Genomic DNA, 25,099 nt, shown 5'->3' with positions numbered 1-25,099 from the left:
CTGATCTTTTGCCGGGCTGAACCGGCCCCATGCGTCGATCGCGCTTGCATCTGCCGGCCCCGATCAGTACAAAACGCCCTGAGCCGCACGGCAACGCGGGTCTATCGACCGTCGGCCAAGATGCCTGGACCCTGAGGAAGCAAGTAATGAAGAAGTGGCAATGTGTAGTCTGCGGCCTGATCTATGACGAGAAAGATGGCTGGCCGGATGACGGAATCGCTCCAGGTACTCTGTGGCAAGACGTTCCGGAAGACTGGCTGTGCCCGGACTGCGGCGTGGGCAAAATGGATTTCGAAATGATCGAAATCGGCTGATCTGAAAATTTAAGATACGTACTACAAGGAGAAAGGAATGAACGCACCTGTCGTGATCATCGGCACAGGATTGGCCGGTTACAACGTAGCCCGGGAGTTTCGCAAGCTCGACAGCGAGACCCCATTGCTGCTGATCACCGCGGATGACGGGCGCTCTTACTCCAAGCCCATGCTCTCCACCGGCTTTGGCAAGAACAAGGAAGCCGATGGACTGAGCATGGCTGAACCCGGCGCCATGGCCGAGCAACTCAAGGCCCAAGTGCGCACCCACACCCGCGTCAGCGGCATTGACCCGGGCCATAAGCGCCTGTGGATCGGCGAAGAAGCGGTGGTCTACCGTGACCTGATCCTGGCCTGGGGCGCAGAAACCGTGCGTGTACCGGTTGAAGGCGATGCGGCTGAACTGATTTTCCCGATCAACGACCTTGAAGACTACGCACGCTTTCGCGCCGCAGCGGCGGGCAAACGCCGCGTGCTGTTGCTCGGGGCCGGCCTGATCGGTTGCGAGTTTGCCAACGACTTGATCCTCGGTGGCTACGAAATCGACTTGGTGGCGCCGTGCGAGCAAGTCATGCCGACCCTGCTGCATCCGGCGGCGGCCGCAGCGGTGCAAGCCGGGCTGGAAGGCCTCGGCGCACGCTTCCACCTGGGCCCGGTACTCAATCGCCTGCAGCGCACCGCAGATGGCCTGGAAGCGCACCTGTCGGACGGTGAAGTGATCCATTGCGACCTGGTGGTCTCGGCCATCGGCCTGCGCCCGCGTGTTGATCTGGCCGCCGCCGCCGGTCTGCAAACTAATCGTGGGATCACGGTGGACCGCCACCTCAAGACCTCCCACGCCAATATCTACGCCCTGGGTGACTGCGCCGAGGTCGATGGCTTGAACCTGCTGTACGTGATGCCGTTGATGAGCTGCGCCCGCGCCCTGGCCCAGACCCTGGCCGGTAACGCCACGGCCGTCAGTTACGGGCCGATGCCGGTCACCGTGAAAACCCCGATCTGCCCGCTGGTGGTGTCACCACCGCCACGGGGCACCGAAGGTGTATGGAGCGTCGAAGGCCAAGGCGCCGACATCAAGGCATTGTGCCGCGACGCCGACGGCCGGCTGCTGGGTTATGCGCTGACCGGTACCGCCGTCATGGAGAAACTGGCCCTGAACAAAGAACTTCCGCCGTTGCTGGCGTAAATACCGGTCGTTCTGTCGGAATAACCCCGTTTTTCCCCCTAGAAAGGTCGCCGCGAGACTGGCGGAGCGTGCGAGGGCATGCCATCCTCACTCCCGTCTGCCGCAGAGTAGAGCCTGCGGCGCCTTGGGCGCTGCTCCGTTAGAGAGCAGCACGGACATAACAACAAAAAACCGTCAAAGAGGCTTCACTTATGCGTAAACCAGAACTCGCAGCCGCCATCGCTGAAAAAGCGGATCTCACCAAAGAACAGGCCAACCGCGTACTCAACGCCGTTCTCGAAGAAATCACCGGCGCCCTGCATCGCAAGGACAGCGTCACCCTGGTTGGCTTCGGCACCTTCCTGCAACGCCACCGCGGCGCCCGCACCGGCAAAAACCCGCAAACGGGTGAGCCTGTGAAAATCAAAGCGAGCAACACCGTTGCGTTCAAGCCGGGCAAGTCGCTCAAAGACAGCGTCAACCCGTAACAGCGGTACCGTCTCGAAGGGAGGCGGGGCGGTAAAAGAAATGGGCACGCCGACTGGGTCGGGTGCCCATTTTTTGTGGCTATTAGTTGAACAGAATTTTAAAAGACGTAGACCCAGAGCTCGTTGAATACAAAGTCGAGATCGAGATGATCGGTCAAGGCATCAAAATCATCGCATTCCTCAGGCAACGAGAGGCCTACGCCGCTGATCTGATCTATTTGTACAAAACCTGACCAAGCCACTTGCTGCCTGGAGTGCTTTAGGACATCGGCTACCGTCATTCCCGGCCATAGCCTGTTCTCAAAATTACCCTTGAAATCCGCGTTGCAGGAGAGGGCAGAAATAATGCCATCAGCATCGTGATAGGCCGTGATTAACCCGTTTTCTATCGTGAGAGAGTGAGCGCCATTTTCGGTTTTATATCTGCCTGATAAACGTGCTTGTACCTTACTAATGTTTTCTCCGATGGTTACTCCACCGATAGAAGTTTTTGGCACTATTACGTGGGTCAATTCCATAGCTACCTCTATTTCGGCGCGTTCATCAATGCGCCGTCTACATACACTGGACTGTCGACAATTTTTTCGTACTTCACAAAGTCTTTGGGAGCAATACGTCCTTGGACCTCCCCATTCCGGTAAACCTTCCAGTAGCTGGCTTGGTGGACGCCGCCACCCGGATGGTAATCCAGGACATCTTTGTTCTGTCCAGACTTCGTCACCCTAGTAAATTGAGTGTGTTGGGTCTTGTTGGTGTTCAAGTTTGTGATGCTTTTGGTAAAGCCTTTTTTCAGCAGCGCCGCTTCAATGTGATCAGGCGTTTTACCCGAAAGCTTGCTTACCCATCTTTTAGAAATATTTTGTCTTTTGTTAAAGGCCTTGGTGCAAGTCAGCCCAAGAGGATCTACCCACTCGATTGGGTTTTTTGCATAGGCATAGAGGTTAATCCCCCCGCTTAGGCCAATCGGATCCGGCGTCGTAAACCGCCCCACCTCCGGATCATAAAACCTCAGCGTATTGAAATGCAGCCCCGTCTCCCGGTCCAGATACTGCCCCTGAAAGCGCAGGTTTTGCTCTTCAAGAAAATACGCTTCGCGCACTTCCTCTCGCGTATTACCCCACACCTGATAAGTCGCGTGCCAAACATCATGGCCATCGGCCTTGGTGAGCTGCTCCGGCAAGCCGTTGAGGTCGTTATGGTAGTAGCGGATTTTCTGCAACGGCCCAGTCCCGTCAACGCGGGCAAGGGGTTCGTAGCCATAGTCTTGGTAAATGTAGAGGCTGGTCTGGCTATGTTTATGTTCCTGCAACAGGCGTAAGCCATCCCAGGTGAATTGCGTCACGCCGAGTGGGTGGTCATCGGCGGCATGCTCGGTTTTTTCGATGCGTCGGCCCAGTGGGTCATAGGTCATCCTGACCACACTGCCGTTTCCATTGCGCACTTCTACCAGTCGACTTTCGGCGTCGTAAACAAAACGCTGCAAACCACGAACGGCACTGCGCTTTTCAATCACCCGCCCAAAGGCGTCGTACTTGTAACGTTTGTCCTGATACGTGAGCAGCCGGTTATGCCGCACCAAGCCCCCTTGAACTGGGTTGTCGAGCAAATTGGCTGCAGCATCGTAAGCGTAGGTTTCGCTGTGCCCCACCTGATGGCTCGCAAGAATACGGCCCGTACTGTCGTAGCCCAGGTGCTCTTGACGGTCAGTACGACGACGCCCGATCAGATTGTCGCTGGGGTCGTAGCTGTAATCGGTCTCGACCAAGGGTGGTAACTGCCACGGTTGGTCGATGCTGCGGCGCTGACGCGAGCGGACCCTTCCACTTCGATCGTAGGCGGTACTCGTCTTGAGTTGACCTTGAGTGCGCTGCACTTCGCGATGCGGGCGATCGCGTTCGAAGTCACTGATGACGCGTCCATCAAGATTCAACTGATGCAGGTGGCCGCTGCCGTAGTACAGGCGGTTCAGCCATCGACCGTCGGGCAAGCCGGTTTGAATCAGGTTTCCCAGTTCGTCGTAACGATTGGATCAGTGTGTGGACTCAGGGGGGCTCGGACTCAAGCGTAGTAGTCAATGAAGTCTTCCAGCGACGACTTCATTGCGTTTTTCCTGGAGGGGCTTTTGATGAGTTGAATGTGCGGCAATATTTTTGTTTTTAGTTCATTCGCCACTAAAGCCATGTCGTTATCCAGTGCTGCGACGGTGTTATCCGACACAATTTCAAGCAGTGCGCCGATCAATAAATACTCATGGGTGTCAGCGGGATTCACAGCATCTATGGGAGCGTCATGCTGGCTTACCAGGTAATCCAGGGGGTTGGACAGTTCGAAACCAAAGTACTGATTGTCTGCCAGGATTATGGCGAAGTCCTTCCGAAGGCTGACCCGAGTGAGGCTGAACTTCTCTGTGGGCGCCTGCATGAAGCAAGAAAGTTGTCGTTTGTGAGGCTCAAACATTCTGAGCGTGGTTGGAGGGACGTTGTAGATCTGTCTCTGAAGGTTGATTCGTCCCACTATCGTCTTATCAATTCTGAGACTGCCCCTATGATTTTCACCCGGTACGCAAAGCTCCAAACCTGCAAGCTCGCCGTGTTCAGTGAATGTGAAGAGGTCTGAATTATCTGAAATCCAATGCTCAGAGCGTGTTTGAGGTTTACTTGTGGTATCCAAGCAAACCACGGAGGAGTTGGTGTCAAAAACCCACCTGACAGACGCATCTCCATAATGGGCCTGTGAGGTTTCTATCAGCTCAATGTCAGGGGTGATCAACATGTTCAAAATCCTTCCATTTTTGTCGCCGGGGGAATGAACCCACCATTAGGTCTTGGGATTTCCCCTTTGAGAATCATCTCAGACGTTATTGGCAATCCAGGGTCGGACGACTTTCCGCCGTAAATCGCCGCACCACTTTCGCCACGAGCTCCGCCCGGCCCATAGCTGGTGATGACATTTCCCTGGGCTCCGCCTTTGCCATGGGTTACCACGATGTTGCCCTCGTTGTGGAAGATCAGATTACCGTTTTTGGCCTGGTAGACGCCCTGAGGGCTACTTAAAACATGTTGCTCCAGATCATTACCCAATCGCCCGTGATAATCCTTGCCACGCCGGACTTTTCCGTTTTTTGCGTTGCCAATGATTTTGCTGATTGGGCACCCGGCAAGTCCCAGCGGGTCGATCCAAGTAATCGGATTTGTACCGTAGGCGTATAGGTTCATTCCTCCCGCGAGACCAATTGGGTCCTGGGTCGTGAATCGTCCTATATCTGGGTCATAAAACCTGAGCGTGTTGTAGTGCAGTCCTGTTTCCCGGTCCAGATACTGACCTTGAAAACGCAAATTCTGTTCTTCAATGTAGTAGGGTTCACGAGTCTCTTGCGTCGTATTGCCCCAGACTTGATACCGGGCATGCCACACCGTGCTTCCATCCGCCTCGGTCATTTGCTCGGGCAGGCCGTTGAGGTCGTTGTGATAGTAGCGAAGGCGCTGATGCTCGCCGATACCATCGACGCGAGCCAAGGGGGCATAGCTGCCGGCTTCATAAACATAGAGGCTGGTTTGATGGTTGCGACGCTCCTGGAGCAGCCGTAGGCCATCCCAGTCAAACTGAACATCTGTGAGACAGTGCCCGTTATTGTCGTACTCTGCCTTGCGGATGCGCCTGCCAAGTGGGTCATAAGTCATGTTGACCCGTGTTTCGCGCTCACCTTTCTGGCTGCGTATTTCTACCAGTCGATGCTCGGCATCGTAGGCAAACCGTTGTACGCCGCGTGCGGTACTGCGTTTTTCGATCATTCGACCGAATGCGTCATATCGATATCTTTTGTCTTGAAAGGTGAGCAGTCTGTTATGCCGTATCAAGCCGCCTTTCTGTGCGCCATCCAGCAAATTGGCGGCGGCATCATAGGCATAAGTTTCGCTGTGATCCGATTGGTGGCTGACGACAACGCGCCCCGTACCGTCATAGCCCAATTGGTGCAGGTTGTTCTGGTGCGAAGTGATACGACGACGCCCGATAAGGTTATCAACGGTGTCGTAGCTGTAGTCGGTTTGGACCGGAGCGGGGAACTGCCACGGTTGTTCGATCTCACTGCGTTGTCTCGAGCGAATACGTCCGCATCGGTCATAGGCAGTACGCGTCTTGAGTTGTCCCTGAGTACGCTGTAGCTCGCGATGCACCCGGTCACGTTCGAAGTCGGTGATGACCTGGCCGTCGAGATTTAACTGATGGAGGTGACCGCTACCGTAATAGAGTCTGTTCAGCCATCGGCCATCGGGCAAGCCGGTTTGGATGACATTCCCCAGTTCGTCGTAACGACGCTGTACAGACCCCGCCGAAGAGCGTTCTTCAATCACTTGCCCCAACGCGTCATAGCTGAAGGCTAGGGTTTGCTGGTGACCGTCAAGGTCCGTAAAGGTGACACGCACCAGCTGGTCATTTTGATCATGCTCATAAACGGTGGTGCCGTCTGCTGTAACTTTGGCTACCACGCGCCCTAGCGGGTCCCGTTGAAGCTGGTGTCTCTGCGCGGGCACCGGTTCGCCTTCACTCCCTGGCAGATAGTCCACGACTATCACGTCACCCAGCGGATCATAGGTGTAGCAGCGCCGACTTTGATCAAGGTCCTGCTGCTGCACCATGCGATCGGCCGCATCCCACTCAAAGCGGTAGCTTTCGCCGTTCTCATTGGTCAGCTTGCGCAGTCGTCCGTAGGCGTCGTGATCAAACATGACTGTGCGGTTATGCGCATCCCAGCGCTGCCTGACCTGACCGCGTACGTCATAGGCATAGCGCGTGGTGCTACCTGCGGGGTCGACATAGGCAGTCAGATAACCACCGGCGCTACGTTGAAATTGCTCTACGCGACCATCCGGGAGCTGGCATTCAAGCAACAGACCCTGAGGTCCATACCGGTAGCGCACTGACTCGCCCTCGGCATTGGTTTGCACCACCCGATTGCCAAACGCATCGTACTGATAACGCGTGGGATAACCCGAGCAATCCACTTCCTCGACCAATTGGCTCCATTCGTTCCAGTGCAGTGTTCTGGTTTTTTCCGTGGCATCGATGATACGAACCGGCTGGCCGAACCCGTCGTAGACATAGCGTGTGCTGTTGCCCAGCGGGTCGATTTCTTCAATGCAGTTGCCACGCGGGTCGTAGCGGTAATGCCAGCTGTGGCCTGCCGGGTCGGTTTCGACTTCGGGCAATGCCCAATGGGCGAGCCACCGTGTGCCACTGCTTCTGGCCAGTGGGTCGGTCACGCTACTCAAATTGCCGGATTCGTCATAACTGAAGCGCCACTGGCCGTTTTTCGGGTCGGTTGCGCCCACCCATTGGCGGTCTTCGTTCCAGTCGAATTGCCACGTATGGCCCAGGTTGTCGACGTAGCGAGTGATCTGGTACTGAGGGTTCCAATGCCGCGTGCTGGCCCGCATCAGGCCGTCGGTCACGCGGGTAATGCCGGCGTCGAGATCGTAGTCGAAGGTGTATTCATCGCCGGCATCTGTCCAGTGCCGGCTGACGCGCCACTCCGGGCCATCTGGCCCAAGTACTTCGGCCCATTGGTAGAAACAGCGCAAACCACTCGGTAATTGGTGCTCGGCCATGCGCCTGCCAGCGTCGTAGGCAAAGCGTCGAAGGGTCGTCCCTTGCACGTCCAACACTTCAGCCAGGTTGCCGTTGCTGTCATAGCGGTAACTGACGAGCACATCACTGCGCGCATCGAAATGTTCCTGGCGCAGGTAACGCCGTTCGATATGGCTCACACGCCTTGGGTGTTCGGCCGAATAGCTCAGTTCTACATGCATCAAATCATGGGTGTCGCGCAGTCGAGACAGCCGCCCTTGAGTGTCGTAATCGAGGAAAATCCGCCCTTCATTGCGATCACCCAGCAGCTGCAAGCGCATCCGCGAGCTGTTCAGCGGGTCCGGTTCGAACAGCCGGTACAGGCCGTCGATGCTCTCGATCAATACCGCGCCGTCGCCACTGCGTCTGACCGCAAGGCCTTCGCCCGGGTCGAACGCGCCGCCGGACAAGGGGATGTAGCCGATCTCCAGGCGGCGCCCTTGCTCATCGATGTAGAACAGGTTTTCGTCAGCGTCTAGCTCGACCGACACCTCATACGAAACGCTCCAGCCCGCGCCAAACAGGCCATCCTGACGTGTGTCGAGGCTGCTGTAGAAGCGTTGCCAATCTATTGGAAGCAAGCCCGGCAGCACGAAGTCCAGCTCCTCTTCCCCGCCCAAGACTTTGGCTCCGGTCGCGCTGTGTACCGGATTGGGCGAGCCGTTGATGGCGCTCTTGAGCGCAGAGGTGACCTTGCTGGTCGCGTAAGAGACGGCGCCACCCACCAGCATGCCGCCAATCAAGCACGGCAGCTTGGTCCAAAAACATTTCACGTTGCCCCGCAACGCCATCACCAGGGCAATCGCCAGGCCCACACCGGGGGTTTTCCCGCTGCGAATCTCCTGCACCACAATGGTCTCGCCGCCGATGCGCACATCCGGCGAGATCAGCCCCTTGGCCGTCCCGATTTTCGCGTCACAGGTACTGCGATCACCGCTGCGCGCCGCAGGCTGCCCATTGATGAACACCGAGCTGGAACCCTCGGCAATGAATTGCAGGGGCATGGGCGGGTGCTTGGTGCATGCAACGGTATCAAGCAGGCAAGGCACGGTACCGGCTGCGGGCGAGGCGACGGTGGGGCGCCACATCTGCGAGAAAAACTCCCCGGCCATGTCCAGGAAACTGGGCTCTGGCGGCTCGCTGGGCGCGACCGGCACAGCCAGCATCTTGCCAGCGGCCCGGGCAGCCTTTTTACCGTTGATGAATACATCGTCCGAGCCGCTGGTGATAAAGGCATCGATCACTGGCGGAAACACCCAGTTGGCGGCGGACTCGCACCAACTGGATATCTTCAGGTCAGCCCCTGTGAGCCCAGCGGTGATGCCGACGACTGCCCCAACGACCAGAACCAATGCAACGCCACCTGTGGCGATGGTCGCACCGGTCGCGAGGAAAACCGCCCCTGCAACGGCCAGGCAGCCAACGGTCGTGATCGCCGCATAGGCCGCCACTTCCAGTACACCGCCGAGAATATCGGCCATCACCGAGGTATGCAGCAGCGCGTCGCCTTCGCGGGCAGCCCAGAGGTCTTCACTCATGGCTCAGGCTCGGCTCAAGGTGCGGCGAGGAAGTTGAGGGTGTTTTTAAGCGTTGCCCAGTGCGCCGCTTCGGCAGGCCCCAGGGGCTGGGTCTTGACGTAACTCAGGGCGATCAGACGGCGGGTGCCGGGTATCTGCATCGCCAATTGATACTGATAAATGTTGTCGCTGCCTTTGTTGAACCGGTTCTGCACCTCAAAGGCGTCGATATCCTGCGCCGGGCCGACTTTGACGGCTTGCGCCGGCGAATAGCGAAGGTCTTTGACCTGCTGTTCGAGCTTCTTCAGCTGGCCCTCGAAGTTGCTTTGCAGGTCCTCGCCGTCCGCCAAAGGGCTGCGGCTGACCACCAGTGTGGTGCCCAGTTTGGCGAACTTGAGAATGTTGATCGAGGTGTCCTGTACCTCGGCATCGGGCAGGGTGAACTGGGCTTCGTTAATCAGGTAATTCATGGCGAAGAAATCTCGTTATTGACCGGCGCCGGGCTTGCCGGGGAATTTTGACTCGACGGCGTTGTGGATCGTGGCTTGCTTGCCCTGATTACCGGGCGAGGTGCCCTTGTCACTGCCCAGGTTGATATCCAGTTTGCCTTTTGTCTGGATCTTGCTGCTACCCGAGGAAAACAGGTTGAACGAAGCACAGGTCAGGTTGATGTCTCCGCCCGCCTTCAGCTCAATCACGCTGTCGCCGCACACCAGGCGAATGCTGTCGCCCGCCTCTACGGTATAGGTGGTGGCAGCGCTATCAGACTTGGCCCCGCCCACCAGCACGGTGTCGTTGTTGCGCACCACTCGCACACGGTTATTACCAATCGTCACCGTCTCGTTGTGGCCGATGCTCTTGTTACGGTCATGCCCCACCGAATGGCTTTCATCCACTTCCACCACGATGTCCTGATTGCGCTCGGCATGGATGTACAGCTGCTCCAGCCCCTTCTTGTCCTCCATGCGGATTTCATTGAAGTTGGCCGGCGTGCCGCCCTTGCTCGAACGGCTTTTCATCCCGCTCTGGGTGGCGTTCTCCGGCAGATCGTAAGGCACGGTCTGCTCGGCGTTGTACACCCGGCCAGTGATGATCGGTCGGTCCGGGTCACCTTCAAGAAAGCTCACAATCACTTCCTGGCCGATGCGTGGAATCTGCATCGAGCCCCAGTTTTTCCCGGCCCAGGATTGCGACACACGTATCCAGCACGAGCTGTTTTCGTTGGATTGGTCGTGACGGTCCCAGTAGAAATGCACCTTCACGCGGCCGTACTGATCGGTCCAGATTTCCTCGCCTTTGGGGCCGACCACCAACGCGGTTTGCGGGCCTTTGACGATGGGGCGGTGCGTGCTGGCCAGAGGGCGAAAGCTTTGCTGGGCGTCGATGCAGGTGAGGCTGCTTTCGAACTGCGCCGAGCCTGAGCCACCGCCACTTTCCAGGCTTTCCTGGACGATGTAATAGCGGCAGCCGACGATCAGATATTCGCGGTTCTGGTCCTGGCGGCTGAAGCCGGTGAGGCTGAACAAATGGCCCGAACCCAGGCCCCGCGCATTGCCGCTGAACTCGATCTGTTCATGCAGGGTTTGCAGGGCTTCGATGCGGGTGCGTGCGTAGTGTTCGCCGTCTGCGCTTTGCACGTAGGTGCCGGGGTAGTCGTACAGCGGATAGTCGCCGGCGGTGTGCGGGCGCGGCATCGCCGAGCGCACGTCGATGCTGGCGCTGGGGCGTTGGAAGTCATAGTCATTGAGCTCAAGTGAACCGGGTTGCACTTCGTGCGCCAGGTGCCAGTTGTGCATATGGTCGCGTTCGCGCTGCTGTTCGTCCTTGGGGTAATACGGAATCGACGCGTAGCCCGGTACCGTGGTGTGGGCGCCATAGGCGTCGGCCAACACCAACACATGACGGTCCTGCTCATGGCGGAAGAAGTAATAGATACCTTCTTGTTCCATCAAGCGGCTGACGAAATCGAAGCTGGTCTCGCGGTACTGAACGCAGTATTCCCACTCGCGGTACGGTCGGCTCAGGGCGTCTTCGAAGTCGGAAAAACCCAGGTCGCGGAACACCTGCTTGATGATCTGCGGGATGCTCAGGTTTTGGAAAATCCGGCAGTCCGAGGTGCGGCTCAGCAGCCAAAACCACGGGCGCAGTGTCACCTGGTAACTGGCGAACTGGCCCTGGTCGATGTTCTGGCTGCAGCGCGCAACGATGCCGTGAAAGTGCCGCTCGCCACCGTCCGCCAGTTGCACGCCCACGCTCATCGCTTTGCCGAGCAATTGGTTGAGGTCGATGTTGGCGTCCAGGGACGTCAGTTGCAGCTCATAGTTGAACAGCCTGCCCAGCTCTTCGCCGCCGTCCATTTCATTGAGCAACAGCACATCCGGCCCGAGGGGGCTGGTGATTTTGGCCAGGCGTGAGGCTTGGTTGAATGGCATCGGTTAACCCGTAAATGTCGTCGTCACTGACGGAACTGGATCAACTGTGGGAGCAGGCAAGCCAGCTCCCACACTGACCGTATTCCATCTGTCGTTATGCCGCGTCGCTGAACTGGTAGTGCAATTCGTTATCCCGGCTGCTGATCCGCACGCCCGCCAGCGCCTTGCCTTCGAGCATGCGTGTGAGGAATTCACGGCTCATGTCCGGCAGCAGGCTGTTGGTGAGGATGGTGTCGATCATGCGGCCACCGCTTTCGGTTTCGGTGCAGCGCGAGACGATCAAGTCGACCACTGTGTCGTCGTAGTCGAAGGCGACTTTGTGCGTATTCTCCACACGCTTCTTGATGCGGTTGAGTTGCAGGCGAGTGATCGCCTTGAGCATCTCATCGCTCAGCGGGTAGTAAGGGATTGTCACCAGGCGGCCGAGCAAGGCCGGCGGGAAAATCTCCAGCAACGGCTGACGCAGGGCCTTGGCGATTTCCTCGGGTTCGGGGATGTTTGCCGGGTCTTTGCAGACGCGGGAAATCAGCTCGGTACCGGCGTTGGTGGTCAGCAGGATCAGGGTGTTCTTGAAGTCGATCACCCGACCTTCGCCGTCCTCCATCACGCCCTTGTCGAACACCTGGAAGAAGATCTCGTGCACGTCCGGGTGGGCTTTTTCCACTTCGTCCAACAACACCACGCTGTAGGGTTTGCGCCGCACCGCTTCGGTCAGCACACCGCCTTCGCCGTAGCCGATATAGCCCGGTGGCGCGCCCTTGAGGGTCGACACGGTGTGGGCTTCCTGGAACTCGCTCATGTTGATGGTGATGACATTCTGCTCACCGCCGTACATGGCTTCGGCCAGGGCCAGGGCGGTTTCGGTCTTGCCCACGCCGGAGGTGCCGGCCAGCATAAATACGCCAATCGGCTTGCTCGGGTTATCGAGGCCCGCGCGGGAAGTCTGGATGCGCTTGGCGATCATCTGCAACGCGTGGTCTTGGCCGATGATGCGTTTTTTCAGGTGCTGGTCGAGGTTGAGCACCGTTTCCAGTTCGTTGCGGGCCATGCGGCCTACCGGGATGCCAGTCCAGTCGGCGACCACCGAAGCGACGGCCTGATAATCCACGGTCGGCAGGATTAGAGGGGCTTCGCCTTGCAGGGCGCTGAGGCGTTGTTGCAGGTCGACCAATTGCTCGCGCAAGGCGTCGTCACCACTGTCTACGGCCCCAGCCTTTTCGCGCAACGTCGCACGTGTGGCGAGCAACTCGTCTACCAGCGTTTTCTCTTCGGCCCAGCGGCTCTCCAAGGTAGCCAGGCGTTCGCGCTCGGCACTCAGCAAGGCTTCGCTGTTGCTCTGGCGTGTGCCAATCGCAATACCGATGGCATGTTCGCGGGCGATGATTTGCAGCTCGGTTTCCAGGGCTTCGATGCGACGACGGCTGTCGTCCACTTCCGCCGGTACCGCGTGCAGGCTGATGGCGACGCGCGCGCAGGCGGTGTCCAGCAGGCTCACGGATTTGTCCGGCAATTGGCGCGCCGGGATGTAGCGGTGCGACAGCTTCACCGAGGCTTCCAGGGCTTCGTCGAGGATCTGCACCTGATGGTGTTTTTCCATGGTCGAGGCCACGCCGCGCATCATCAGCAGCGCCTTGTCTTCCGACGGCTCGGCAACCTGTACCACTTGGAAGCGGCGGGTCAGGGCCGGGTCTTTCTCGATGTGTTTCTTGTACTCGGCCCACGTAGTGGCGGCCACAGTACGCAAGGTGCCGCGCGCCAAGGCTGGCTTGAGCAGGTTGGCCGCGTCGCCGGTACCGGCAGCGCCACCGGCACCCACCAGCGTATGGGCCTCGTCGATAAACAAAATGATCGGCTTGGGCGAGGCCTGGACGTCTTCGATGACCTGGCGCAGGCGCTGTTCGAACTCGCCTTTCATGCTGGCGCCGGCTTGCAGCAGGCCCACGTCGAGGCTGCGCAATTCCACGTCTTTCAGTGCGGGTGGCACGTCGCCGGCGACGATGCGCAGGGCGAAACCTTCGACCACGGCGGTTTTGCCGACACCGGCTTCACCCGTGAGGATCGGGTTGTTCTGGCGGCGGCGCATCAGGATGTCCACCAGTTGGCGGATCTCTTCATCACGCCCAACGATCGGGTCGAGTTTGCCGCTGCGCGCCTGTTCGGTCAGGTCGACAGTGAAGCGTTTGAGGGCTTCCTGCTTGCCCATCGCACTCGGCGCCATGGCGCCACTGGCTTCGCCCGGAACGGCACCGGCGTTGAAACCATCGCTGGCGCTGAGGGCATTTTCCGGCGAGTCACCGACGTACTCGTCAAAACGCTCACTCAGGGCTTCGGCCTTGATTTTGTCGAACTCCGACGACAACCCCAGCAGCGCATGGCGCAGGCTCGGCGTCTTCAAAATGCCCAGCACCAGGTAGCCGGTGCGCACCTGGCTTTCACCGAACATCAGGCTGCCGTAGACCCAACCGCGCTCCACGGCTTCTTCCACATGGGACGACAGGTCAGTGATCGAGGTCGAGCCACGGGGCAGGCGGTCCAGGGCTTCGGTGAGATCGCGAGCCAGACGCGCCGGTTCCACATTGAACTGGCGGATGATGCGGTGCAGGTCCGAGTCCTGCAGTTGCAGCAATTGATGAAACCAGTGGGCGAGTTCTACATAGGGGTTGCCCCGCAGTTTGCAGAACACGGTGGCGGCTTCGATGGCCTTGTAGGCCACGCTGTTGAGTTTGCCGAACAGTGCGGCGCGACTGATTTCACCCATGCTCTGGATTCCTTGAGGTGGTGGCGTGGTCGGCGTAGTGCCGGGCCAGGATTAGGTCGTTGGCGTCTCGCTCGGGTTGACCGAGCCAGGTGTTGAAGCCCAGGCGAAACTGGCCGTTGAGTTGCAGCGCAGGTACTTCGGGTTGTTGCAAAACCAGGTTCAAGTCCCAGTCCAATTCATGGCCCAGGTACTCGGCCACCCAGGCCACCAGCTCGTTGAACGGCTGATGGCCGGGGAGCATGCCCATGTAGTCATCCAGCTTGAGGGGGCCCAAGCGAATGCGGAATTTATGCTGGCGGTCCCACACATGGCTGCCCAGGCAAAAGTCCACGCCCAACCTGTTGGCGCTGACACCCACGCGGCTGCGTTCGGGCAGTTCCAGCCATTGGCCGACATACTCTTCGATCTCCACCGGCAGGCCGAAATACTCGCCAAGGATCGCCTTCAAACCATCCGGGTAGCGGGTTTGCGCTGATAGATGGCCGCTGTAATGCAGCTTCGCGGTGTCGGGAATCAGCCCCTGATTCAGCAGGCTCGGCATGCCCCGGCCACTCAGGGCGGCGAGGCGTGCGGACCAGTAATCATCGCCCGGGCGGTCGTGGCTGACCGTTGGCCGCGCCTCGGCCCACGCGCGATAAAACAGGCTCAATAGGCGATGGTGGAACACATCCAAAAACTGTTTGCTGGTGCTGTCGGCGTTGTTGCGCTGGCGCTCGCGCACGTACTCGGTGATATGCAGCGGCAACGGGCCGTTGGGGCCGCCGAGGCCGAAGAAGAACTGCTCAAGCCGTGCGGGTTTACCGTCACCACCGGGATCGACCGAGGCCAATGTGGCCGGGGCGAAGGTGCAATCGGCCTGTTGCCCGAGACGCAGCGGGTCATCTGCCAGGCGCAGGGAATGGCCCAGGCGCGGCAGGTCCGGCGATTCGCACTCGATACGCCGCAGCGCCTGGAAGAAATCGTATTCCCAGGGCTCCTGATGCATCGCATCCAGAGTACTCACAGGGTCGGACGACGTCCGGGCTTGGCTTTCCATCGCATGATCTCGCCGCGTTCGGTGGTACGGATCACCGTCTCGGTAAAACTGTTGATCGACACGTAGCGTGCCAGGAAGCGTTCCAGCACTGCACCGAGCAGGAACACGCCGGTGCCGCGAAACGCGTTTTCATCGAATTCCAGGGTGATCTCCAAGCCGCGCCCGAACACGATCGGGCCAGGCATCGGCAGGCGCCGGGTCACGGCTTTGCTGCTGACTTCGCGCAGGCCTTCGATCTGCAATTGCAGGGCGGCGTCGTTGCTGTCGCCATACAGACGCAGCAGTTCACGCAAGGCGCCCGCGCCCTGGCCTTGCTCGCTCAACGACAAGTAGTTGAGCGACAACTGGCTGATCAGGCGCCACGCTTTGGCGTCATGGGCATGGCTGGCGCGCGGGCGGCTTGGCCCCGCGACGCACCGCACGGCCAACACCGGGGCACTATCGGCCAGGGTGAAGTCGGTCTTGCCATTGCCCACGCTCATGAACAAGGGCAAATCGCGGTTGGTGCACAGCGCGGTCACACCGAGTTGGCGCAGGTCGTGGCGGTAAGGCGCTTGTTGGCTGTCGACCAGGCTGACAAACGTTTCGCTGCCCACATAGGTGGAGCGCGGGCCGTTGCGGCGCTGGTCGCTGGACAATACGCGTGGCTCGCGGCGCAGGGTGTAATACGCCTGGTCACGACCGTAGCGCGACGGATCGCGCACGGCATAGAACGGCAGGAACGGTTGTTCCGGCCCGGTGCCATGGCCGGTGATACCGCTTAACGAGTGAATCTCGAAATCCATCGGCCGCGTGCGGTCGGCGATCACATGGTGTTCGTTGACCCGGTCGGACAGGTGAATACGGTCCACGCGTTTCGGGAACAGGTTGATGGCTGGCGTGCAGAACGGCATGAACTGCGCCGCGCCGACGCTGCCTTCCAGGCTTGGTTCATGACGGTCGAACAGCACGATCAGTTCCAGCTCCTGGCCGTCGCAACGTTTGACCGCACGGCTCAGCTCGGCGAATTCGACGAACAGGAAACGATGGGGCAGGGCGAAGTATTCCTGCAATAGCCGATAGCCCTGGAAGGCGCGTGCCACAACGGGCATGGCGGCGTCGGCGTCGTCGAAGCCTCGGGAGCGCAGCGCGTCTTGCGGCAGGCGTTCAACCCAGTCACCACCGGGCTTGCGCGCGAACACTGCGCAAGCGTTGCCCAACAGTTGTTCGTAAAGGCGAAACGGCTGCTCATCGGCGCCGCTGAGGTACAGCGGCAGGTTGTCCAGGTCGAGGCTGTTGAACGGCAACTCGGCGCCGGTACGCAAGGTCAGGCGCAAACCGGCTTTGGCTTTGGGCTCGCTGGCAGCCAGGCGGCCGAGCACGGCGGCGGGATTGCCGAAATATTCGGCGCCACTGACCTGCAGCGGCCACAACGTCACCGGGTGCGCGGTGCGGTACTCACAGCAGGTCTGGGTTTCACGGCCCAAGGCAGCCCGCAACACCGTGTCGCGGGGCAGCGGGAAACCGCTGGCCAGGGAGCCTTCATCCGGATCGGTCTGCAATTGCACCACGGTCATCGAGGGCGTCGGCGCTAGGTAATGCGGGTAGGCGATTTCCAGCAGGTTATGGGTGAAGGTTGGGTACTCGGCGTCGAGCTTGAGTTGCACGCGAGCCGTCAGGTAGGCAAAACCTTCGAGCAAACGTTCGACGTACGGGTCGGCGCAGTCCATACCGGACAGGGTCAGCCGACTGGCGATCTTCGGGTATTCCTTGGCGAACTCCGCGGCGCTTTCGCGCACGTGGTGCAGTTCCTGGTTGTACAACTCCAGCAGGCGCGGGTTCATGGGCGTCTCCGTTGGTCAGCGTTGACCACGCGCACATGACCGGACTCCAGGTCCAAATCGGTTTGCAGCAGCAGGCGTAACGGCACCGGCTGCGCCCACAGGTCGCCTTCGATCTCAAAACTCAGGGCGTTGTGGTTCATCTCGCCATGGTCGACGCGGGCTTTGACGCGCAAGGTGTGGCGCAAAATACGTGGCTCAAACGTGGCGATCGCCTGGTAGATCAGGGCTTCCAGAGCCTTGATATCGACACTGGAAACGCTGTTGCCTGCGAGTGCCGGCAGGCCGTAATTGACCACCGAGGTTCCGGCCGGGGTGTGCAGCGTGGCATCGGCATCCAGCAACGACGTGGTGTTGAGCAGCCACGCCAGGTCACGAAGAACCGAGGCTTTCAATTGGGTCAGGGACAGCACGCGTTTGTCGGCGCTTTCCTTGGGGTTGGTCGGGTCGTCGTCAGTCAACCGGTCCAGCAGGGACGGTTGCAGACGGTCGCGGGAAGCGATTTCAGTTACCACCAAAGCAGCTCCACGGACGGGTTGCGAGAGGAACAAAATGCCTGGGGCCGTGGCGTAGAGCCACGGCCGCCAGGGCTATCAGCGCTTGGTGTTGGAACGGATATTCCAGCCAAACTTGATCGCGCCGCCGTCTTTGGTGCCGTCGGCTTTCTGCGGCTGGTAGTCGACCATCACTTGGGCGAAGTTCAGGGTCACGTTTTCGGTCAGGCGGTCATCGCTGCCCGAACCGCCAGTGCTCAGCGAGGTCACCAGCACTTCTTCCAGGTTGATCACCATGTACTCGACCTGGCTCTCGCCACCGGCCTTGCGCACGGTCAGCTTGACCTTGTCGATGTGCTTGCCGCTGGCGCAGTGCATCATCAGGTTGGGCGAGGCTTTGTCGACGTACTTGGTCAGCGACAGGTCCTGGATATTCACCTTGCCCGCGCCGCCACCACCGCCGACGTGCATGTTGCCGGACTGGGCCATGCCCCAGCTCCAGTTCAATACATCGATTTCGTCCTTGTGGGCCTTGTCCATGGACTCGCCCTTGATGTCGCCGATCTTGATGAAAATATCAACAGCCATGTTTTCTCCCTGTGTGGACTCAGCCACGATATTTGTTGATCGTTCCCACGCTCTGCGTGGGAATGCCGCCCGGGACGCTCTGCGTCCCAGTGACGCAGAGCGTCACAACATGCATTCCCACGCGGAGCGTGGGAACGAGCGTTGGTGGGTTAGGCGCTTTTGGCCGAAGGCAGTTTCGATACCAGACGCAACGACACGGTCAGCCCTTCGAGCTGGTAGTGCGGGCGCAGGTAGAACTTGGAGTTGTAGTAACCCGGGTTGCCTTCGACTTCTTCCACGATCACTTCGGCAGCCGCCAATGGGTGCTGGGCCTTGGTGGTCTCAGTGGAGTGGGCTGGGTCGCCGTCGACGTAGTTGAGGATCCAGTCCTGCAACCAGCGCTGCATCTCGTCCTTCTCTTTGAAGGAGCCGATCTTGTCGCGCACGATGCACTTCAAGTAATGGGCGAAACGGCAGGTGGCGAACAGGTACGGCAAGCGCGCGGCCAGGTTGGCGTTGGCGGTGGCATCCGGGTCGTCGTATTCGGCCGGTTTCTGCAACGACTGCGCGCCAATGAACGCGGCGAAGTCGGTGTTTTTCTTGTGCAGCAGTGGCATGAAACCATTCTTCGCCAGTTCCGCTTCACGGCGGTCGCTGATGGCGATTTCGGTCGGGCACTTCATGTCCACGCCACCGTCATCGGTAGGGAACGTGTGGGCCGGCAGGTTTTCCACTTCGCCGCCGGACTCAATGCCACGGATGCGCGAGCACCAGCCGTAGTGCTTGAACGAACGGTTGATGTTCACTGCCATCGCGTAGGCGGCGTTGGCCCAGGTGTACTTGGAGCTGTCGGCACCGTCGGTGTTTTCTTCGAAAGCGAAGGCTTCCACCGGGTCAGTCTTGGCGCCGTACGGCAGGCGCGCCAGGAAGCGCGGCATGGTCAGGCCGATGTAGCGCGAATCTTCCGATTCACGCAGCGAACGCCAGCCGGCGTATTCCGGGGTGGTGAAGATTTTGGTCAGGTCGCGCGGGTTCGACAGTTCTTGCCACGAGCCCATGCCCATCACGGTCGGCGAGGCGGCTGCGATGAACGGTGAGTGCATGGCGGCGCAGACTTTCGACAGCTCGCCCAGCAGTTCCACGTCAGGTGGCGACTGGTCGAAGTAGTAGTCGCCCACCAGGCAGCCGTACGGTTCGCCGCCGAACTGGCCGTATTCTTCTTCGTACATCTTCTTGAAGATTGGGCTCTGGTCCCACGCGGTGCCCTTGAATTTTTTCAGGGTCTTGTGCAGGTCCGGCTTGGAGATGTTGAGCACGCGGATCTTCAGTTGCTCATCGCTCTCGGTGTTGTTGACCAGGTAGTGCAGGCCACGCCAGGCGCTTTCCAACTGCTGGAAATCCGGATGGTGGATGATCTGGTTGACCTGGGCGGTGAGCTTGGCGTCGATGGCGGCAATGATCGATTCAATCGACTTGATCGCGTCATTGGACACCAGGTCGGTTTGCGCCAAAGCCTGTTCGGCCAAGGTACGCACAGCCGTTTCCACGGCTTCGCGGGCACGTTCGGTCTTGGGTTTGAATTCTTGCAGCAGCAGGTTCGCGAACTCGCTGGCTTCTTGGGTGGCGCCCAGGTTTTGTGCGCCTTCGCGGGCGGTATTGTCAGTCATGATTATTGATCCCCAGCAGGCTTCGGCGCGCTCGCAAGGGCCTGCAGCAATGCCGGGTCCTTGATCGCTTTCATGATGATTTCTTCAGCGCCGGTCTTGCCGTCCATGTAGGTCAGCAGGTTGGCCAACTGGGTGCGGGCTTCGAGCAACTGGTTCAGCGAGTCGACTTTGCGGGCCACGGCGGCCGGGCTGAAGTCGTCCATGCTTTCGAAGGTGATGTCCAGGCTCAGGTTGCCTTCACCGGTCAGCTCATTCGGTACGTGGAAGGCTACGCGTGGCTGCATGGCCTTGAGGCGCGAGTCGAAATTATCGACGTCCACTTCAAGGAACTTGCGGTCGGCCACAGCTGCGAGCGGCTCGGCAGGCTTGCCGGCAAGGTCGGCCATCACACCCATCACGAAGGGCAGTTGGACCTTTTTCTCGGCGCCGTAGAGCTCGACGTCGTACTCGATCTGCACTCGAGGCGCGCGGTTGCGCGCGATGAATTTCTGAGAACTTTGCTTCGCCACGATGCTGCTCCTGGTCGCTTGAGCGACGGTGTTGTTACTGCACAATCCGGCGGCTTACTCGCTGTCCGGGCCGCGCAGGTTTTCAAATTGGGACATGCCGTCGGGAATCAGATTGCGCACGATGGCCGCGAAGTCGGCGTGCACCAGATTCTTCGCCCGGTTCAACAGCACCGGCAGCGGGCTCGAAGGCTCGTGTCGGGTGTAGTACGCAAGGATCTTGTCGAGGCTGCGCAGCACGTCATCGCGGGTGGCGATATCGCCAGCGGGACGAGGTGCAGCGGGGGCGGCGTAATCGACCGAGGGGGCATTGTCTTCACTGACGGCCTCGGGTTCGCCGCTGCTTTCGGTGCCTGGCACCGATTGATTGAGTATGTGCAGTGCCTGCTTGAGCGGTTGTTTCAAGAGGCTGAGGTCCACGCCCTGGGCGGAACCGACTTGATCGTTGACCTGTTGTTCGATGGCTTCGCACGCCGCACGCGCTGCTTTCAAGGCGTCGCGGGTGGCTTGCAGTTGTTCGGGGTCGCTGTCGAGGAAGGCGGCGTTCAGTTGCTGGGCGCCGAGTTGTTCATCGGGGAAACTCAGCAGGCCGCTGGCGTTGAGCGCAGCGCGCAGGCTCACGGGCCCGAAGGTGCGCGAGCGCGTGAGAATGCTTTCACGCAGCAGACGAATGGTGGTGTCACTCGTCAGGCCGGACAGGGCGTTGATGCGCACGGTGGGGTCGTTATCGTCGTCGGCATCCAGGCGTGGGTGCAGGTCGGCCCAGTACTCGCGCAGCAACGCGTTGATCAGCGTGAGGGCGTTGGCCAGCCCGGCAACACCCTGGAGGGCGAGGGCGCTTTGCAGTAGAAAATGGGTAATGCGCAGGTCTTTGCTGCGTTGCAGCAAGTCGAGGCTTTGCTGCTGGATGCCGCGCCATTCCGGCGGTTCAGCGGGCAGGATCGAGTCGCCCATGCTGCGCTCGGGTTGGCCCTTGGCGGCACGCTCCAGGTGGAGAAAGTCCGCGTCATATTCCATGTCTTCACCACACGGCGAAGTCGCGGAAACGGCGGTGAGCAGCAACGGCACATCCACTAAATTCGATCTCCCTATCAGCCCGTTAGATGCCGGGCAATTCATGCATTAGTTACGCGATGAACTTTGCATGTTTTCTTGGTCATATATACGCAATGCCACTACTGTGCCATCACTGATGTTCAAGAAGTTGTGCATTTTTGGTGTAGTAGTTATGCCTTGTCAAGGTAAGCTATTCGTCCTCTGTGACAGATGTGCGGTGTTTAACAACCTGTGCGACTGGCGGGTCGAATGGCGCCCCAAGGCAGGATTTTTGTCATAGAAGCCGGTTAAGATCAGCGATCACGCTGGTAAAAGCAGGTTTTTACGGTCGTTTGCACGACCTTGCGAGGGCCTCTCGGGAAACATTGTCCCGGGAGTCGACCGCGCGCGATTATCAGCAAGGAGGCAAGATGTCGCTGTGTTTGACTATTACTAGTTATCACAAAATTACCCCTGGACAATGCTCTGAAAAGTCCATAAATCAGGGGGTGATGGCTATTGGCCGCAGTTTGGATAATGACTGGGTATTACCTGATCCAGAGCGCCTTGTCTCCTCACAACATTGCGTTATTCAATACAAAGATGGCCGTTATTATTTAACCGATAACAGCACAAACGGCGTGGAGTTGGTTAACGCCGGTATTCGTTTGCGCCGGGGTAACAGCGAGCCTCTGCAAGATGGCGAGTTGATCCGCATCGGCGATTACGAAATCCAGGCGCGCATCGACTTCAACGTGCAAGCCGTTGATAACCAGCCCTTTGCCGGTGATTCGCCGAACAGTTTTGAGGCCTTGATGGGGGCGGTGGGCAGCACGCCCGCGCCGACGCCTGTGATCGCGCCGCAGTTCCAGGGCGCTTCGTCGATGGACACCCTGCCGGACCTGTTCGACTTCCTCAGCCCGACGGCTGTGCCGCCGCCGACCGTGGCGGATCATGTGCCGTCCGAGCAACACGATTTTCGTCCGCCAACCCCGGTGGCTGTACCGGCGGTCGGAAAACCGGTGGTGTCGGACTCGGTCATTCCTGAAGACTGGGACCTGTTTGGCGACACGCCAGCGCCGGTCGTTACAGCCCCTGCGCCCGTCGCGCCGCCTGAAGTGCCTCCTGCGTCGCCCGCCATCCAACCACCGGTCGCCGACACCCAGCAGCCCGATCTTTTGCAAGCCTTCCTGCGCGGCGCCGGCCTGGATCAACTGCGCCTGGACAAGGCCGATGCCTGCGCCCAAATGGAAAGTATCGGCCGCAGTTACCGGCTGATGGTCGAAGGCCTGATTGACGTCTTGCGTGCCCGCGCCAGTCTCAAGGGTGAATTTCGCATGCAGCAGACGATGATCCGGCCCGCCGAAAACAACCCGTTGAAATTCGCCCCGAATGCCGACGAAGCCTTGTTGCTGCTGCTTCGCCACGGCAACCAGGCGTTTATGGCGCCAGACGTTGCGGTGCGCGCCAGTTTCGACGACCTGCGCGCCCACCAGTTGGCGGTGATGGCCGGCGTGGAAGCGGCGATCAAACACCTGCTGGCACGCTTTGAACCGGCGCAGTTGGAAGAGCGCATGGGCAAGCCTGGCGGGCTGTCGAGCATTTTCAATGGCTCGCGTCAGGCCCAGTATTGGCAGCAGTTCACCGAGCTCTACAGCAATATTTCCCGCGAGGCCCAGGAAGATTTCCAGGACCTGTTCGGCCGCGAATTCAGTCGAGCCTACGAAGAACACAGCGCACGACAGCGACGCTAAGTCGCGACGCAACCATGGATAAAACGGATAGCTAAGTACGTCATTGAGGACGCAGGATGATTCCCAGGTTTTTACTCGCAGTTGCCACCGCGCTGCTGCTGACGGCGTGTGCCAAGGATGCCGTCAAGCCCGAGGCGCCCGCCGATGCTGAAGCGGACACGGCTGCCGTCGAGTTGCACTTCCACGCCATTGCCGGGCTCAACCCCGGCGCCAACGGCCAGGCCGCCCCGGTACGGGTGCGCATTTTTGAGCTGAAAAACGCCGCCACCTTTGGCCGCTCCGATTACTTTGCCTTGGCTGACCGCGCGCAATCCACCCTGGGCCTGGACCTGCTGGACCAGGACGAAGTGATGGTCCAACCCGGCCAGCAATTGAGCATCCAACGCGACCTCGACCCGTCCACGCGCCAGATCGGGTTGTTGGTGGGCTATCGCGAACTCGACCGCGCGCAATGGCGCACGGTGATCAATGTGCCCGCGCGCCAATACACCGAATACCAGATCAGCCTCGATGTACGTGCCGTGCGCGCCGACGTCGTGGTTCCCCCATCCAGCCCTGCCCAATAAGAAGCAATCGGAGCTCCCATGTCCTGGAACAATCGCGTGGTCTGGTCGGAAGGCATGTTCATCGGAACGCAGCACTTTCAGCAGCATGACCGTTACCTGGAAAACCTGATCGACGCCCGCAGCCGCCCGTTGTCCGCCGGTGCCTGGGGCTTTTCCGAGTTGCTGATCGACCAGGGCCTGCTGGCCCAGGGCAAGCTGGCGATCGTTTCGGCGCGCGGCCTGTTGCCCGATGGCACGCCATTTAATATCCCCCAGGACGATCTGGCGCCAAGCCCGCTGAATATCGACGACAACCTGCGCGACGGCCTGGTGTACCTGGCGTTGCCGCTCAAGCGTGCGGGGGCGCGTGACACCGTTGACGATGGCGAAGACCTCGGCGCTGCGCGTTATGTGAGCCAGGTGCGCGAAGTGCGCGACGATAACGCACCGTTCGAAAACCGCGCGCCGGTTGCCGTGGGCTCCCGGGCTTTGCGCTTGCTGACGGCTCAGGATGGCATCAGTGATTACGCTGCTATCGGTTTGGTGCGCATCAAGGAAAAACGCGCTGACCGCGCGCTGGTGCTGGATGACACCTACATCCCGCCGGTGCTGGACGTGGCCGTGAGTAAACCGCTGACGGCCTTTCGCAGCGAACTGCTTGGCCTGCTGCACCAGCGCGGCGAAGCGCTGGCTGGCCGTGTGGTCGCTTCGGGTGCCGGCGGTGCGTCGGAAATTGCCGATTTCATGCTGCTGCAGCTGGTCAACCGCGCCCAGCCGTTGATCCAGCATTTCAGCCAGTTGAGCCCCCTGCACCCGGAGCGTTTCTTCAGCGAATTGGTCAGTTTGGCCGGTGAGTTCTCTACGTTCTCAACCTCGGGTCGCCGTCCTCAGGAATATCCGCAGTACCAGCACGACGACCTGGCCCTGAGCTTCGCTCCGGTGATGCAGGCGCTGCGCGAAGCGCTGTCGATGCTGATCGACAGCAAGGCCACGCCGATCCCGATTGTGGAGAAAGCCTATGGCATCCACGTGGCGATGCTGGCTGACAAAACCCTGATCGACAGCGCCAGTTTTATTCTGGTGGTGCGCGCCGATGTCCCCGGCGAAACCCTGCGGGCGCGCTTCGGCCAGCAGAGCAAGGTCGGCTCGGTGGAGCACATTCGCGACCTGGTCAACCTGCAACTGCCGGGCATCGGCCTGCTGCCGTTGCCGGTGGCGCCACGGCAGATTCCGTATCACGCAGGCTCGACTTACTACGAGCTGGACCGCGGCAGCGAGCATTGGCAGCAACTGATCCATTCCGGCGGTTTTGCCTTCCATATCGCCGGGCAGTTCCCGGGTTTGAACCTGGCCTTCTGGGCGATCCGAGGATAATC

Annotated in this window: 19 protein-coding genes and 1 pseudogene; 6 read left to right on the top strand and 14 right to left on the bottom strand. The window is 59.7% G+C overall.

Translation table 11 applies throughout. The annotated features are described in order from the left end of the window. Positions 1 to 146 precede the first annotated feature (146 nt). From BFL40_RS17920 to BFL40_RS17910, 3 genes are all read left to right on the top strand, one after another. A complete protein-coding gene (locus tag BFL40_RS17920; RefSeq protein WP_003213373.1) occupies positions 147 to 314 on the top strand; it encodes a rubredoxin in 168 nt (55 codons plus the stop codon). A 37-nt stretch (positions 315 to 351) separates the two neighbouring features. Then, positions 352 to 1,500, top strand: coding sequence for an NAD(P)/FAD-dependent oxidoreductase (locus BFL40_RS17915; RefSeq protein WP_071485226.1), 1,149 nt, complete (start codon positions 352 to 354; stop codon positions 1,498 to 1,500). Positions 1,501 to 1,691: 191 nt separating this feature from the next. Next, on the top strand, positions 1,692 to 1,967 hold the full coding sequence (locus BFL40_RS17910) for an HU family DNA-binding protein (RefSeq protein WP_003213368.1): 276 nt from the start codon (positions 1,692 to 1,694) through the stop codon (positions 1,965 to 1,967). Between the two features lie 98 nt (positions 1,968 to 2,065). Here BFL40_RS17910 and BFL40_RS17905 read toward each other — a convergent pair whose 3' ends face one another. The 14 genes and pseudogenes from BFL40_RS17905 to tssA all read right to left on the bottom strand — a co-directional run bounded on the left by BFL40_RS17905 (position 2,066) and on the right by tssA (position 21,463). Continuing rightward, the gene (locus tag BFL40_RS17905) at positions 2,066 to 2,485 is read right to left on the bottom strand and encodes a hypothetical protein (RefSeq protein ID WP_071485225.1); all 420 of its coding nucleotides are present in this window, start codon (positions 2,483 to 2,485) and stop codon (positions 2,066 to 2,068) included. An 8-nt stretch (positions 2,486 to 2,493) separates the two neighbouring features. Further along, positions 2,494 to 3,993, bottom strand: a pseudogene (locus BFL40_RS17900) (RHS repeat-associated core domain-containing protein); the annotation flags it as partial. Between the two features lie 32 nt (positions 3,994 to 4,025). Beyond that, on the bottom strand, positions 4,026 to 4,739 hold the full coding sequence (locus BFL40_RS17895) for a hypothetical protein (protein ID WP_071485223.1): 714 nt from the start codon (positions 4,737 to 4,739) through the stop codon (positions 4,026 to 4,028). 2 nt (positions 4,740 to 4,741) lie between these two features. After that, positions 4,742 to 9,130: an RHS repeat-associated core domain-containing protein gene (locus tag BFL40_RS17890; protein WP_235864701.1), complete on the bottom strand. Its 4,389-nt coding sequence runs from the start codon at positions 9,128 to 9,130 to the stop codon at positions 4,742 to 4,744. A gap of 14 nt (positions 9,131 to 9,144) precedes the next feature. Continuing rightward, positions 9,145 to 9,579 carry a DcrB-related protein gene (locus BFL40_RS17885; RefSeq protein WP_071485222.1) on the bottom strand — a complete coding sequence of 145 codons (435 nt, stop codon included), beginning with the start codon at positions 9,577 to 9,579 and terminating at the stop codon, positions 9,145 to 9,147. Positions 9,580 to 9,594: 15 nt separating this feature from the next. Beyond that, positions 9,595 to 11,541 carry a type VI secretion system Vgr family protein gene (locus BFL40_RS17880; RefSeq protein WP_071485221.1) on the bottom strand — a complete coding sequence of 649 codons (1,947 nt, stop codon included), beginning with the start codon at positions 11,539 to 11,541 and terminating at the stop codon, positions 9,595 to 9,597. Between the two features lie 94 nt (positions 11,542 to 11,635). Next, positions 11,636 to 14,299, bottom strand: coding sequence for a type VI secretion system ATPase TssH (gene tssH, locus BFL40_RS17875; RefSeq protein WP_071485220.1), 2,664 nt, complete (start codon positions 14,297 to 14,299; stop codon positions 11,636 to 11,638). Then, positions 14,292 to 15,335: a type VI secretion system baseplate subunit TssG gene (gene tssG / locus BFL40_RS17870; protein WP_071485219.1), complete on the bottom strand. Its 1,044-nt coding sequence runs from the start codon at positions 15,333 to 15,335 to the stop codon at positions 14,292 to 14,294. The genes tssH and tssG overlap by 8 nt, the downstream gene beginning before the upstream one ends. Beyond that, on the bottom strand, positions 15,299 to 17,158 hold the full coding sequence (gene tssF / locus BFL40_RS17865) for a type VI secretion system baseplate subunit TssF (RefSeq protein WP_071485218.1): 1,860 nt from the start codon (positions 17,156 to 17,158) through the stop codon (positions 15,299 to 15,301). Before tssF ends, tssG begins: the two co-directional genes overlap by 37 nt. Then, on the bottom strand, positions 17,155 to 17,670 hold the full coding sequence (gene tssE, locus BFL40_RS17860; RefSeq protein WP_071485354.1) for a type VI secretion system baseplate subunit TssE: 516 nt from the start codon (positions 17,668 to 17,670) through the stop codon (positions 17,155 to 17,157). The genes tssF and tssE overlap by 4 nt, the downstream gene beginning before the upstream one ends. A 78-nt stretch (positions 17,671 to 17,748) precedes the next feature. Further along, entirely contained in the window at positions 17,749 to 18,237 is a 489-nt protein-coding gene (locus BFL40_RS17855; RefSeq protein WP_017735732.1) for an Hcp family type VI secretion system effector, read from the bottom strand. A gap of 149 nt (positions 18,238 to 18,386) precedes the next feature. Next, positions 18,387 to 19,883, bottom strand: coding sequence for a type VI secretion system contractile sheath large subunit (tssC, locus tag BFL40_RS17850; protein WP_071485217.1), 1,497 nt, complete (start codon positions 19,881 to 19,883; stop codon positions 18,387 to 18,389). Positions 19,884 to 19,885: 2 nt separating this feature from the next. Further along, on the bottom strand, positions 19,886 to 20,392 hold the full coding sequence (gene tssB / locus BFL40_RS17845; protein WP_003231688.1) for a type VI secretion system contractile sheath small subunit: 507 nt from the start codon (positions 20,390 to 20,392) through the stop codon (positions 19,886 to 19,888). A 54-nt stretch (positions 20,393 to 20,446) separates the two neighbouring features. Next, positions 20,447 to 21,463, bottom strand: a complete 1,017-nt coding sequence (tssA, locus tag BFL40_RS17840) for a type VI secretion system protein TssA (protein WP_071485216.1) — start codon at positions 21,461 to 21,463, stop codon at positions 20,447 to 20,449. A gap of 392 nt (positions 21,464 to 21,855) precedes the next feature. Between tssA and tagH the strand changes: the two genes are divergently transcribed. Genes tagH through tssK form a run of 3 tightly spaced genes read left to right on the top strand, consistent with a single transcriptional unit; the run spans position 21,856 to position 25,097 of the window. Continuing rightward, a complete protein-coding gene (tagH, locus tag BFL40_RS17835; RefSeq protein ID WP_071485215.1) occupies positions 21,856 to 23,178 on the top strand; it encodes a type VI secretion system-associated FHA domain protein TagH in 1,323 nt (440 codons plus the stop codon). Positions 23,179 to 23,234: 56 nt separating this feature from the next. Beyond that, complete coding sequence (tssJ, locus tag BFL40_RS17830; RefSeq protein ID WP_071485214.1) at positions 23,235 to 23,744, top strand: type VI secretion system lipoprotein TssJ; 510 nt, start codon at positions 23,235 to 23,237, stop codon at positions 23,742 to 23,744. 18 nt (positions 23,745 to 23,762) lie between these two features. Next, positions 23,763 to 25,097 carry a type VI secretion system baseplate subunit TssK gene (gene tssK, locus BFL40_RS17825; RefSeq protein WP_071485213.1) on the top strand — a complete coding sequence of 445 codons (1,335 nt, stop codon included), beginning with the start codon at positions 23,763 to 23,765 and terminating at the stop codon, positions 25,095 to 25,097. The last annotated feature ends 2 nt before the right edge of the window (positions 25,098 to 25,099 follow it).

The sequence above is a fragment of the Pseudomonas costantinii genome (assembly GCF_001870435.1).
Lineage (GTDB): Bacteria > Pseudomonadota > Gammaproteobacteria > Pseudomonadales > Pseudomonadaceae > Aquipseudomonas > Aquipseudomonas costantinii.
Note: the sequence above shows the minus strand (reverse complement) of the source record. Positions and strands in the feature narration are given on the sequence as shown.

Excerpts from the sequence above, each read along its gene's own strand:
- BFL40_RS17885 (WP_071485222.1), bottom strand. The coding sequence starts at position 9,579 with ATGAATTACCTGATTAACGAAGCCCAGTTCACCCTGCCCGATGCCGAG.
- BFL40_RS17915 (WP_071485226.1), top strand. The coding sequence starts at position 352 with ATGAACGCACCTGTCGTGATCATCGGCACAGGATTGGCCGGTTACAAC.
- BFL40_RS17890 (WP_235864701.1), bottom strand. The coding sequence starts at position 9,130 with ATGAGTGAAGACCTCTGGGCTGCCCGCGAAGGCGACGCGCTGCTGCAT.
- tssK (WP_071485213.1), top strand. The coding sequence starts at position 23,763 with ATGTCCTGGAACAATCGCGTGGTCTGGTCGGAAGGCATGTTCATCGGA.
- tssC (WP_071485217.1), bottom strand. The coding sequence starts at position 19,883 with ATGACTGACAATACCGCCCGCGAAGGCGCACAAAACCTGGGCGCCACC.
- BFL40_RS17880 (WP_071485221.1), bottom strand. The coding sequence starts at position 11,541 with ATGCCATTCAACCAAGCCTCACGCCTGGCCAAAATCACCAGCCCCCTC.
- BFL40_RS17895 (WP_071485223.1), bottom strand. The coding sequence starts at position 4,739 with ATGTTGATCACCCCTGACATTGAGCTGATAGAAACCTCACAGGCCCAT.
- tssF (WP_071485218.1), bottom strand. The coding sequence starts at position 17,158 with ATGAACCCGCGCCTGCTGGAGTTGTACAACCAGGAACTGCACCACGTG.
- BFL40_RS17920 (WP_003213373.1), top strand. The coding sequence starts at position 147 with ATGAAGAAGTGGCAATGTGTAGTCTGCGGCCTGATCTATGACGAGAAA.
- tssJ (WP_071485214.1), top strand. The coding sequence starts at position 23,235 with ATGATTCCCAGGTTTTTACTCGCAGTTGCCACCGCGCTGCTGCTGACG.
- BFL40_RS17910 (WP_003213368.1), top strand. The coding sequence starts at position 1,692 with ATGCGTAAACCAGAACTCGCAGCCGCCATCGCTGAAAAAGCGGATCTC.
- tssH (WP_071485220.1), bottom strand. The coding sequence starts at position 14,299 with ATGGGTGAAATCAGTCGCGCCGCACTGTTCGGCAAACTCAACAGCGTG.
- tssG (WP_071485219.1), bottom strand. The coding sequence starts at position 15,335 with ATGGAAAGCCAAGCCCGGACGTCGTCCGACCCTGTGAGTACTCTGGAT.
- tagH (WP_071485215.1), top strand. The coding sequence starts at position 21,856 with ATGTCGCTGTGTTTGACTATTACTAGTTATCACAAAATTACCCCTGGA.
- BFL40_RS17855 (WP_017735732.1), bottom strand. The coding sequence starts at position 18,237 with ATGGCTGTTGATATTTTCATCAAGATCGGCGACATCAAGGGCGAGTCC.
- BFL40_RS17905 (WP_071485225.1), bottom strand. The coding sequence starts at position 2,485 with ATGGAATTGACCCACGTAATAGTGCCAAAAACTTCTATCGGTGGAGTA.